This window comes from Nostoc sp., assembly GCF_036917575.1.
Taxonomy (GTDB): Bacteria; Cyanobacteriota; Cyanobacteriia; order Cyanobacteriales; family Nostocaceae; genus Nostoc.
In genome coordinates this window covers 20,180-33,253 of record NZ_JBALDC010000061.1, presented here as the reverse complement: position 1 = coordinate 33,253, position 13,074 = coordinate 20,180, and the positions used below count along the sequence as shown (strand labels likewise).

6 protein-coding genes are annotated in these 13,074 nt (G+C 45.4%); all 6 read left to right on the top strand.

What is annotated here, in order from left to right; translation table 11 throughout:
- Positions 1-3 precede the first annotated feature (3 nt).
- The 6 genes from V7K79_RS17890 to V7K79_RS17865 all read left to right on the top strand — a co-directional run bounded on the left by V7K79_RS17890 (position 4) and on the right by V7K79_RS17865 (position 13,035).
- Positions 4-4,701 (top strand): GAF domain-containing protein, encoded by a 4,698-nt coding sequence (locus V7K79_RS17890; RefSeq protein ID WP_335049344.1) that lies wholly within the window; start codon positions 4-6, stop codon positions 4,699-4,701.
- A 15-nt stretch (positions 4,702-4,716) separates the two neighbouring features.
- Entirely contained in the window at positions 4,717-7,854 is a 3,138-nt protein-coding gene (locus V7K79_RS17885) for a hybrid sensor histidine kinase/response regulator (RefSeq protein WP_335049343.1), read from the top strand.
- Between the two features lie 62 nt (positions 7,855-7,916).
- On the top strand, positions 7,917-8,294 hold the full coding sequence (locus V7K79_RS17880) for a four helix bundle protein (protein WP_335049342.1): 378 nt from the start codon (positions 7,917-7,919) through the stop codon (positions 8,292-8,294).
- Positions 8,295-8,378: 84 nt separating this feature from the next.
- Positions 8,379-9,404 carry a chemotaxis protein CheW gene (locus tag V7K79_RS17875; RefSeq protein WP_335049341.1) on the top strand — a complete coding sequence of 342 codons (1,026 nt, stop codon included), beginning with the start codon at positions 8,379-8,381 and terminating at the stop codon, positions 9,402-9,404.
- 29 nt (positions 9,405-9,433) lie between these two features.
- A complete protein-coding gene (locus V7K79_RS17870) occupies positions 9,434-10,702 on the top strand; it encodes a GAF domain-containing protein (RefSeq protein WP_335049340.1) in 1,269 nt (422 codons plus the stop codon).
- 38 nt (positions 10,703-10,740) lie between these two features.
- Positions 10,741-13,035, top strand: a complete 2,295-nt coding sequence (locus tag V7K79_RS17865) for a hypothetical protein (RefSeq protein WP_335049339.1) — start codon at positions 10,741-10,743, stop codon at positions 13,033-13,035.
- The last annotated feature ends 39 nt before the right edge of the window (positions 13,036-13,074 follow it).

The window sequence follows — 13,074 nt, the reverse complement described above, 5'->3', positions numbered from 1 at the left end:
ATTATGATAACGCAACACAATCTTACACCCAGTCAACCACACTCAAATTCCAGCAACGGTCATAAGGACACCGATAACGGGCATACCGTTGATGTACCAGCAAAACAGCAAATCATCTCCACTATAGAAGAATTGCGATCAGAATTGGATCAAGCTGATTGGGTCGAAACAGGGCCATTGCGAGACAGAATCCGCAAGTTAAAACAACTAGTAAATGTGTTGCCATATCAAGATGGAGGAGATGGATTAGAGGTAGAGCAAGTACAAGCGATCGCCAGCAAAATCCGCCAATTTTCCGATCTAGAGACCTTGCTTGCCACTGCTGTCATGGAGGTACAAAGCGCCCTGCAAGCCGATCGTGTGGTGCTATATGAGTTTACGAATCCGACGCTGGGGATAGTTGCTGCGGAGGCGATGAGGGATGGCTTTACGCCAATGCTGAAGGAAAAACTGCCCGCCGTCACTTTTGGGTTAGGTTCTGCCAAGCTTTATCAACAAGAAAAATTAGCAGCGATCGCGGATACCTACACTGCCAGCTTGTCTCCTTACCAAAAGCAGCTCGTGGATCGGTTTCAGATCAGAGCTTGTTTGAGTTTGCCGATCTTAGCAAAAGATGGGGTTTGGGGTTTGTTGGTAGTGCAGCAATGCACTGCTGCTCGTCAGTGGCAGAATGCTGAAATTCGGTTACTAAAATTAATCGCTCAGGAATTAGAAGTACAACTGCAAGTTGCTGTGATTCAAGCTACTTTGCAACAAGAAGTAGAAAAAGACCAAATCCTTGTCGGTGTAACCAATAAAATTCTCCAGTCCAAAGATTTGGATACCATCTTTCGCGTTGCCAGCCAAGAAGTGCGACAGTCACTAAAATGCGATCGCGTGGCAATCTATCGTTTCCAGCCAGATTGGAGTGGGGAATTTGTTGCTGAATCTGTTGGATCTGAGTGGGTTTCTCTGTTAGAAGAACAGCGAAACAACCCAGCAATTGTCAAGAACGTTAACTATTGCAGTGTTAGGAACCTGGCAGACGAAGGAGGACTGGCTGGGACAACAGGACGATCGCACAGTGCGGATAGCTATATTCAGTACGCGCAAGGCAAAACTTTCCATCGCGGACAAATCTATCGAGTCACTAATGATATCTACAGTGCTGGTTTTTCTGACTGCTATATCAAAGTTTTAGAAACTTATCAAGCCAAAGCATACATTATTGTCGCCATCTTCCAGGGAGAACAGTTGTGGGGCTTGCTTGCTGCCTATCAAAATTCTCAGCCTCGTCAGTGGAAAGATAGTGAAGTGCGACTGATGGTGCAGGTTGCATCTTTGTCTAGTATTGCTATTCAACAGTTGCAATATCAGCAAGAACTTTATAACCGCTCTGAGGAGTCAGCCAAACTTGTTGAACGAGAACGTACTGTTTTCGGCATCATTGAAAAGATTGGACAAGCAACGGATATTCGCACCCTTTTCCGCATTATAACCCAAGAGTTGCGGCGATTTTTAAAATGCGATCGCGTTGTCGTTTATCAATTTTATCCAGACTGGAGTGGAGAAATTATCGCTGAATCTATAGCTGCTGGTTGGTCGTCACTGTTGGAGATGCAGGAACAAGATAGCATTTTAAAAACAGGTCTGATATCTTCAGAACGTTGCAATGTTAAGGATTATGGCTCCCCTATAAAACCTGATGCCGATACCTATCTGAAGGAAACGCAGGGTGGAATATACGCCAAAGGAACGCGCTTTCGCAAAGTCAACGATATTTATGCAGCTGGTTTTTCACCTTGCTATTTAGAATCATTAGAGAAGTTCCAAGCCAAAGCATACATCATTGTTCCCATCTTCCGCGCTGGTAATCTTTGGGGTTTGTTAGCAGCCTATCAAAATTCTGATGTTCGCAAATGGACTGAAGAAGAGGCTGGTACTTTGTTGCAAATCGCCGAACCGTTGAGCATTGCCGTCCAGCAAGCTGAATATATCGAACAGCTACGGTTAAAAAATATAGAAATGACCCAAGTAGCTGAAATAGAAAACGCGCTGGCGCGAATGGCGGATAGAGTGCGTCATTCTCAAGAGCCAGAAAAAATCTACCGCACTACCTTGGTAGAATTGCGGCAGTTGTTCAAATGCGATCGCCTAGCAATATATCGCTTCGACTCTAACTGGAGTGGTGAATTTATTGCTGAATCTGTAGGAAGTGACTGGGTGCCTCTGGTTGGCCCCGATATCAGAACCGTATGGGAAGACGAACACCTCCAGCAAACCCAAGGCGGACGCTATGGCAATAATGAAACTTTTGTCGTCAATGACATCTATACTGTTGGTCATGCCCAGTGCCACATCGACCTGCTGGAGCAGTTCCAGGTTAAAGCTTACACCATCGCCCCGATTTTTGCTGGAAACAAACTTTGGGGTTTGTTAGGAGCTTATCAGAATAGCGGGCCGCGCCAGTGGAATTCCGAGGAGGTGCGATTGCTGACCAAATTGGGCATTCAGTTGGGGTTAAGCGTGCAGCAATCCGAGTACATCGAAGAACTGAGAACGAAGAATGCTGAGTTAGCGCGAACCGCCGAAGGAGAACGAGCATTGACAAAGCTGGCGGAAAAAATTCGCCAAGCTCAAGAGCTAGATACGATTTTCCGCAATGCCCTACCAGAATTGCGATCGCAATTGCAATGCGATCGCCTCGCAGTGTATCGCTTCAATCCAGATTGGGGTGGGGAGTTTATTGCTGAATCCGTAAATCGTGAATGGATAGCTTTGGTAGGCCCCGATATCAAGACTGTATGGGAAGACGAACACCTACAGCAAACCCAAGGCGGACGCTATCGCAATAACGAGACGTTTGTGATTAATGACGTTTATACTGCTGGTCATGCCCAGTGCCACTTGAAAATTCTAGAGCAATTCCAAGTTAGAGCCTATATCATCACCCCGATTATTGCCGGAAACCATCTCTGGGGTTTGTTAGGAGCATATCAGAATGATGGGCCGCGGCAATGGCAAGAGAATGAAGTCAACTTGGTAGCGAAAATCGGCACGCAGTTTGGGGTTGCCGTCCAGCAATCGCAATACTTACAACAAACCTTAAGCAAGAATGAGGAACTGATAAAACTGGCAGAACGGGAAGTAGCAAACGCCCGCTTTTCCTATCGCCTACCAAGTCGATTGACAGAGATGGCCCAAAGTCATGGTGATGTTCTGGAATTTGTCCAGTTTGCCACCTATGAACTTCGGCAATTACTCAAAGCAGATCGAGTTGGAGTTTACCGTTTTGACCCTGATTGGTCTGGAGAATTTGTAGTTGAGTCTGTGAGTGGGGATTGGCCTAAGCTAGTGGGAACTAGCCTTGCCAAAGTGAGAGATACCTATCTCCAGTACAACAAAGGAGGGCGTTATGTCCGCAAAGAAAGTTTGCGGGTTGACAATATCTATACTGTCGGTCATGAGGAATGTCACGTTCAATTGTTAGAACTGTGGGGAACTAAAGCCTACATGATTGCTCCGATTTTTCAAGAAAATCGGCTATGGGGGTTGATGGGAGTTTATCAAAATAGCGCACCGCGCCAGTGGGAGCAATCCGAGGAAGATGTTCTTAACCAAACTAGCGTCCAGATTGGTGTTGCCCTCAATCTTGCAGAGTACTTGAAACAAATGCGTATTCAAGAGCAGCAACTAGCAGAAGCAGCAGAGCGCGAACGCACCGCGCGGGAAAAACTGCAACAAGGAGCAATCCGCGTTCTCATGGCTTTGGAACCATCCTTCAGGGGCGATCTCACGGTTCGAGCGCCCCTATCTGAAGATGAAATTGGGACGATCGCTGATGGTTACAACACTACAATCCAAAGTTTGCGAGATTTAGTCAGACAAGTGCAGATTGCTGCTGGCAGGGTGAGTGAAACTTCTAGCAGTAACACTACTTCAGTAGTGAAACTATCCGACCAAGCTCAACAGCAAGTAGAACGGCTCGAACGCGCTCTCGAACAATTACAAATGATGGTAACTTCCACCCAAGTAGTCGCTGCTGATGCCCAAAGAGTAGGACAGGCGGTTCAAAGAGCTAATAACACCGTCCAAGCTGGCGATTCCTTGATGGAAAGAACCGTAGACGGTATTTTGGAAATTCGGGAAACCGTGTCGGAAACAGCGAAGAAGATTAAACGCCTTGGTGAAGCTTCTCAGAAAATCTCGAAAGTAGTGAGCCTAATTGAAAACTTTGCCACTCAAACTAATTTGCTGGCACTCAATGCAGCGATCGAGGCTACCCGTGCCGGAGAGTATGGCAAAGGCTTTGCAGTAGTTGCAGATGAAGTTCGTTCCCTGGCTTATCAGTCAGCTAGTGCCACCACAGAAATTGAGCGACTTGTGGAAGAAATTCAAAGTGGAACCAACGAAGTTACCCAAGCAATGGAAGTAGGGATTAGCCAAGTTGTCCAAGGCTCGAAATTGATTGATGAGACTCGTCATTCCCTGAGTGCGATCGTGGCAGCTACCAACGAAATTGGCGGACTGGTGCAAGGAATTACTCAAGCAGTTTCCACTCAAAGTCAACAATCTCAGATATTGACAGAGGCGATGAGCGATGTTTCGGCGATCGCCCGCAAGACTTCAGAAAGTGCCATCCACATTTCCGAGTCTTTTGAGGAACTACTGACGACTTCACAACAACTGGAAACCAGCGTTAGCCAGTTCAAAGTTGACTAATCTCCCAAAACTGTTATGAACCTCGATCTCAGTAATCAAGAGCAGTTAGAGCAAGCTTTTCTGGCTGAAGCAGCAGAGTTGTTGCAAACCATTGAGCAGAATCTTATCGGTCTACTCGATGAAAAAACAATAGAAAAAGTTCACGCCTTGATGCGAAGCGCCCATACTCTCAAAGGAAGTGCTGCCAGTCTTGGGCAAGAAACGATTAAGACAATTGCCCATCATTTGGAAGACGTATTCCAGGCGTTATATGCTCCAGAATTGGAAATCGATCCAGAATTGGGTGCTTTGCTTCTAGATGCTTATGAGTGCCTGCGAACGCCATTGAGTGCAACCTTGATGGGCTTATCTTGCAATGAGTCAGAAGTACTCGATCGAACTGCCTCAATCTTTGCCCAACTCCAAGATAAACTAGGCGACTTTTTTGGTCGTGAGGCTCCGCTTCCCAGTTCGGAAGAACTTGGCTTTGATGTAGTTGAGTCAATCTTTTCCGGGAGCATACTCCAGGATCTGCAACAACTTGCAGCTGACATCGAAAGCCAAGATTCGCAACAAATTCAAACAACACTCAACTCCCAAGCAGAATTTTTTGCTGAACTAGCAGCATCTTATAGCTTATCTGGATTGGAAGAAATTGCCCAAGCGACCCTAAACGCGCTCAAAGCGCATCCAGACAAAGTACTGCAAATCGCTCAGGTGGCTTTAGAAAATTTCCAAGCGGCTCAAGTAGCTGTACTTGCAGGCGATCGCACTCAAGGGGGAGAAATATCTCCACAATTGCAAGAATGGGCAGGACTAACTACTCCTGTCCCAGAGCCGCAAAAGCAGCCAGTTTCAATTGCTATCCAATCCACAGAAACGGCTACAACTGAGAATAAGCCATCCCCTATCCTCAGTGCGAGCGAATCAGAATCAATTTGGTCGTTTTTCCCGAAGCGAACTGATAACTCCCTACCGAAAGCACCAGAGGTACTGGAACCCATTTCTCAGGATTCGGTAGTAGTTCCCTCTGCCATAGATCGGATTTTACAGTCAATTTGGATCGGAGATCCAGAGACATCCTGCCGATACTTAGACTCAGATAGCCCAGCCTCTCCACCAGCACCAAGCCCCCAAGCTCAGTCATCGCCATCGCTTCCCACTATCCGAGTCGCGATAGAACAACTTGATCGTCTCAGCCATACAATCGGGGAATTGCTAATCAATGAAAACCAACAAAACCTGCAATCTAATCACATAGACAAAGCAGCTCGAGACACTATACTACAGTTTTTGTATTGTCAACAACAACTTAGTAAAGTTTCTACTTGGTCGGATCGACATCTGCTGCTTCCCGAACGCAAGCAGCGACATATACATGGATCTCTACGCTCAGTTCCAACTGCCAAGGCACAATCTAATTTTGATGCCTTAGAAATGGATACCTATAGCGAGTTGCACATTCTCCTGCAAAATCTTACAAAAGACATGGTGCAATTAGGAGAACAGATTGAGGCTTTTAATGCTTTAGTTCAGCAATCTCGCTTCAGTCTCGGAAAGCGCAAGCAACTGCTTTCAGGAGCGCAAGAAGATTTGCTGCAAGCCAGAATGGTTCCACTAGGAACAGTGTTGAATCGATTTCCCCGGCTGCTGCAACAGATGGTAGCAACTTATCACAAGCCTGTTGAACTCAAGCTTGGCGGTACGAAGGTACTAGTGGATAAAGCTATTTCTGAGCAGCTGTACGACCCCTTGCTGCACATGATTCGCAATGCCTTCGATCACGGCATCGAACCGATAGAAACCCGTCGCCAGCAGGGTAAACCAGAAACTGGAACAATTACAATTAAAGCTTATCATCAAGGCAACCGCACAACTATTGAGGTACGCGATGATGGTCGAGGCTTAAACTGGGAATCGATTCGTCAGCGAGGAATAGAAAAACACCTGCTGAGTGCTGAACAAGCCGCCTACGCCTCACAAGACCAACTGGCAGAATTATTATTTGAACCAGGCTTTTCTACCGCCAATCAGATTGGTGAATTATCTGGCCGTGGTATCGGCTTAGATGTCGTTCGTACTCAATTGCGAGCTTTACAAGGTTCGATTGTGGTGCGATCGCTTTCAGGGCAAGGAACCACCTTCATCCTGCAATTGCCCCTGAGCTTGACAACAGCACGCTTGCTCATTTGTCAATCTCAAGGTATTACTTATGCCTTGCTGTCTGAAGGAATTAGCCAGGTTTTATTACCAAAGCCAGAGCAGATTCAAGTTCAACAATCTTTACATGGGCAAGGCAGCGAAAAATTCTGGCAGTGGGAACAAGGGCAAAGTCAGCAATTAGTTCCCATCCGCCCACTAGCCAATTTGCTGGATTACAAATATCCTTTACTCACCCAAGACCAAAATTTAACTCTAAGTCCTTTTCCAGTCAAACAACGGAATACCGTCCAACCTCTGCTGTTGTTACAAACAGAGCATCAATATCTTTGTTTGCAAGTCGATCAAATTTTAGTCGAGCAGGAATTAGTAATTAAATCACTCGGCAGCGTCCTGACTTTACCTAGTTACATCCAAGGCTACAGTGTGTTAGGAAATGGTAGCCTCACCTCAGTCGTTGATCCATTGGAGTTAGTTCGGCAAACCTGGGAGACAGATATGATGCCAACTTCCCCTGCATCTAGTCTGGCACTATTACCCATGCCTGAGCCTGTTCTTGCTCTCAAGGAGCAGCAATCAAAAACTATAACGCAAGAGCAGCAACAGCCAATGGAAGTCAATACAGCCATTGCTCAAACTAACCAACTGACGGTGTTAGTGGTGGAAGATTCGGTTGTACAAAGGCAAAGTCTGGTGCAGACGCTCCAGAAAGCCAGTTATCAAGCGTTGCAAGCAGGCGATGGTCGAGAGGCGATCGCGCAAATGCTTCAACACGGTAATGTCGATCTAGTGATTTGTGACATTGAAATGCCGCAGATGAATGGATTTGAGTTTTTAGAACACCGTCGCCAAGACGAGCGTTTGTCGGAGATTCCTGTGGTGATGCTGACTACCCGTAGCGGACAAAAGCACCGCCAATTAGCTTTAGCTCTAGGGGCAAAAGCTTACCTGACCAAACCCTATTCAGAACAGAACTTCCTAGCCACGATTGCCGAACTGGTTAATACTCCTTAGCCGAGTGTCACTAAGATAAGGGGAAAGGGGAAAGGGGAAAGGGTAAAGGGGAAAGGGAAGAAATGGAAAGGAAAAAAATTGAAACTTTTGAGGATTTAAAAGTATGGCAAAAAGGTATTGACTTAGTTAAGCAAATATACTTAAGGACTAAGGAAGGTGAACTGAGTAAAGACTTTGGTTTAAGAGATCAGTTAAGACGTGCATCCGTATCAATACCTACAAATATTGCAGAAGGATTTGAACGATATTCTCGCAAAGAATACTTAAACTTTCTAAATATTGCTAAAGGGTCTGCTGGTGAAGTTCGCAGTCTTTTAAGAGTAGCGTTAGAAGTGGGCTATTTAGACCAACCAACTTATACACAACTTTCTAATCAGGCTATAGAGTTGAGCCGTATGCTATCTAATCAAATTCAATCCATAAATCAGTCATTAAAATAATAAAATCTTTCCCCTTTCCCCCTTCCCCTTTCCCCTTTCCCCTTTCCCCTTCTTCATGAATTACGAATATACGAATTAGTCTTTATGCTTAACACTCCCTTTCCGTTTAAGCGATTATCTGGCACTGTGAACGAACGCGACTCATTGCGAGTCGTTGTTTTTGCGATCGCAGATTATTTATTTGCCTTGCCAGTTGGTGCAGTTCTCAAAGTAATTGCTTGTCCACCGATTAGCAGTACGGTTGAAGGTGGTATCGGCATGGTTGATTTAGGAACGCAAACGATCGCGATTGTGGACTTGCGCCAAAAGTTGATTCCCCAAGTAGAAGCCCAACAGGCGCACCAAGTTTTCTCTGGAGATGAGACTTCAGGGCGCTTCTTACTTCTGACTCAAACGCGGACTGGAGATATTTGTGGCATTCCTGTAGACAAGCCCCCTGCCTTAATCGATATTCCTTTGTCAGCAGTGCGTCCGGTGCCTTGGTCTTATCGGCAAGTGGCAAAGTTAAGCTGTGTTAGCCACATGGCTGTTTTATCTGTAGCACCAAACGAAGAACCACTCAAAGTACTTCTTCTAGGCATGAGCCAGATATTAGCTGATAAGTTGGGGTTGTCTGGAATAACCTCAACCTTGGCTCCTGGGATGACATCAGGCGAACAACAGCAAAGATTTCTCCGTTTTTCCTTGGGCGCTCAAGGAAGTGGATTACTACCATTCCACTCAGTACTGGACGTTATTCATCTCGCTAGCCAAGAAATTTCCCCATCCCCGGCCTTACCAAGTTGGATTTTAGGTTTCTATAATTGGCAAGGACAGATGCTCCGGCTGGTTGATTTGGAACATTTGCTTGGTTATGCACCGCTTTTGAAGCGGCAGTCACGACTAGAAAAGCCAATGGTTATGGTTCTCGAACTGCAAAATCAGGTAATCGGGTTTTTGGTCGCTCATATCTACGATGTAGAGTGGCAGGATTTACAGCCAGCACAATCGCCACCAACCGACTTTTCCCCAGACAAACTACTAAATTTTGTTCAAGGTATTCTGCCAGGCGATCGCTGGATTTTAGACACCAAAGTTATCGCCCAGACATTGCAATGGCAAACCCACTGATTTAACTTGATGCTGCCAAGGAGTTTTCCGTGACGATCGCAACCTTAGACCCTAATTCTGAAACCCAGCCTGTTGAAAATGAAATCCAGATAGAAGAAATTTTGGCTAATGTGGCTGTAGTCAAAGCAGTCTTTCAATCTGCTAAAGGGCCAAAGGTCGCTCAATTGCAGGAGAAGGTGAGTCAAATCGAAGCTTTTATCCAAGCTTTGACTCAGGATTCGCCCACTGACAATGATGACAATGTTCGAGAAGCTTTTGTGCTCCAGCGAGAACAACTTACGGCGATCGCTCGGCAAATGCAGCAGGCAAAAGGTGAAACCGCACTTTTGGAGGCTACAGTCACCGCCCTGCAAGATGTTCTCAGTGCCGATCGCGTCCTGATTTATCGTTTTGAGGAAGATAATCGCTCTCGGGCGATCGCTGAAGCTATACAAGCGGGTTGGACATCCTTGCTTAACCAATCCCTACCGATAAATTTGTTTGTTACTACCGATGTTGGCGACGGAGAAAACTCGCTCCACAACTTAGCTGAAGTATTAGAACTAACTCCCCGCCAACAGAAATTTTGGCAACGCTTTCAGGTGCAAGCTAGCTTGTGCTTGCCCTTGATTGTCAAACAACAGCCTTGGGGTTTGTTAGTTCTTCATCATTGTCTGGAATCGCGACAATGGCAGGAAGCAGAGCGCAGTTTGCTGCAACAAGTCGGAATGATGTTGACAATTAACTTGCACTCGGCTGAAATAGTATCTCCACTTGCTCAACAGTTGTCATCGCCTCCTCAAAAGGCTGAATCCTGCGATCGGTCTGAGTTCCTATTGCCATTTCAGCAGGTGAGCGAGGCTGTACAAGCGGGAGTAAGAATCGCCGAGTTCGCCAATGAGCATTTAATGTGTATTCAAGATACTGTTGCTATTACTAATAAACAGCTGCAATACCTGGGTGAATTTTGCCAGCAAGCTTCTGGCTTTGTTCGTCTTGTGGAAGGCTTGAGTAGCAAAATTCAGATTTTGTCTTTGAATACAACCATCGAAGCCACAAAAACTAGCCACCAGGAAGGAGGTTTGCTAGCTGCTGCCGAACAGGTGGAAATTCTCGCCCGTCAAGCCCGTGAAAGCACCCTAAATATAGAGGAATGGTTCCAAGAACTTCAGGTGACAGCAGCAGACGTTGCTTCTGCTATCGAACCGGGCGATCGCCAAATCAGTGCAGGGCTGGAGTCAATCGCGCAAATCCACGAGCAATTTAAAGCGATCGCCGATATCGCTGCTTGTACCCTCAAATCAATGTCGAAGCCATAAAATTGTCACAAACCCCATAGAAACTGAGAGTTGCGTTCATGAGTACCGATTTTGTCCCCCAACCGCAGAACGACGATCGCTTTTTAGAAGAAGCGATCGATTTGTTGCTGTTCTTGGAGCAGGAGTTGCCTAACTATACAAAAAACAGTAACCCCGGTACAGCTTTGGCTCTCATGGAAGCTGCCAGCTCTCTGCATTCGATTGCCATAGCAGCTGAACTAGATGCCATTGCCATCGTTGCAGCTGCACTAGAAGAGATTTTTCAGCTGCTGCATCAGTATCAGGCAACTGTCAACGCCTCTATCGCCTCCCTGTTGTCGGAAGGATTAGATTGCCTACAAATGCTGCTGATGGCATTTTTAACAGCCTCGAAAATTGAGGAAGTAGAAATTCTAGAGCGTATGTCTGTCATTGTTGCTCGTTTACAAGCAGAGTTTAGCGATCGCCAACAAAGCATCATCCCCCAAGAAACAAACCTTGAGACATCGAAAGAGCAACCGCAAAAACATCAACCAGTTATCCAGTTTGGCGATTCCTTGGCGGAGGTAGAATCTTCTACATCTCTACCAGAGCAAGTTATGATTCAAGACGAAGAAAGTCTTGACAGGGAACTAATAAGTGAAACTAACGCCCAGCCTAGTAGCTTTTATCACGTAGATACTGAGCAGTTTCCCGCTAAGGTAGGGGAACTGGCGTTGTCCGTTGGCGATCGCATCTTTGAAAAAGAAGGAGTTGTTGAAGAGTACCCAAAGGAGTATGGGGAAGGAGATTTTCATGCTTGGTTGGGGGATTTTTACCCGCCTACTGAAACATCTCTATTTAAATCTTTTCTTGATCGCCATTCACTCTCTTTACAAGAATCTATTCATACAGTTGTGGCAACAAGTATTCCAACCGCCATACCTATCAATATTAATCATCTCGAACAACTAAACGCGCTGGTTGCAACATTACTAACTAACTATAATCAGCAAGGCTGTCAGCAAGAACAACAGCAACAGACAATCAAGCAGTTGCTCCGACAAGTTAAACGATTACAACACCTGCTGGATAATTTACAGGAATGGTCAGGACGTTTAGCAGCAATTTCAGATACCCTTTCTCCTCTAGCTGCTTCTCGCTCTCAGCAATTGTACAGTACTCTGCAATCTGTTTTGGCTGAAGCGTCTCAGGTGGCATCAACTGTTCATTCCTTGAATCACAATCATCATCAACTCAAACAAGAATTCATACAGCAGGAAAAGTTAATTAACCATTCTGCCAATTTAGTCAAAACAGTCACAACTATTCCTTTAAGAGTAGCCTTAGAACCATTGCATCGGCTTTGGTCTCAGTTACAAGCTTTACAAGATAAGTCTGCTACACTACATTTACAAATTAGCGATATTCAAGTCGATCGGGCGTTTAGCGATCGCCTCCATGCTCTTTTGTTGCATATAAGTTGCTATTTACTAGAGCAAAGTATTGAGTCTTCCCAAACACGCCAACATCTTGGTAAAAATAGCAGAGGTATCATCGAAATTCAAGTTTACCAGCAGGGAAATCAACTGATCGTTGATGGCTGTGATGATGGCGCAGGACTTAACTTATCTCAAATTTATCAACAAGCTTCAGATCAAGGACTTGACCTGATAAAACCAGAGGATATCTTACAAGTGACCGAGCTGGTACTTGAACCAGAGGTTTCATCTGTTTTAGGCGATCGTGCTGCTTTAGAGTTAGGAGTAGAATTAACTCAGGTTTGCAAGCAATTAACTGCTATTCAGGGAAGAATAGTATTGAAGTCTAAAGCTGGACATGGTACAGCCTTCTCGCTCCAAATTCCCCTCGATCAAAAAATTGCTCAACTTATCGTTTGTCAAGCTAACTCCAGAATCTATGCATTTCTTGCCGATTCTGTAGAGCAGATTTGTCTATCCCAGTCCGAACAAATTATCCAAACTCAAGCGGGACGTATGTTATTTTTGCAGTCTTCTGGCACTAGTGGCTTGTTTGGTGGCGATCGCCAGCATCCAACAACAGAAATGCTGGTCCCTATCCACTTACTGACTGATGTGCTGATTTGTCCTAACCACCTTCCCACCTCAATTACTACTTACAGCACAGATACACTCAATGCTTTCAAGCAGGATAAGCCGTTATTAATATTTCGTTACTTAGACAAACGATGTGCTTTAGAAGTAGATTGGATCATCGGCAAGCAATCTTCTGCTCTTCATCCTCTGGGGGAAGCAATCTCAGTTGCTGCTTATATCCAAGGAACTAGCATTCTTGCCAATGGGCAACTTAGCCTGGTTTTGGATGGTCGTCTTCTGACAAAATCTCTAACTTGAATCAATACCACATTCGTGGTTTTCTTCTAAAGCGTCTCT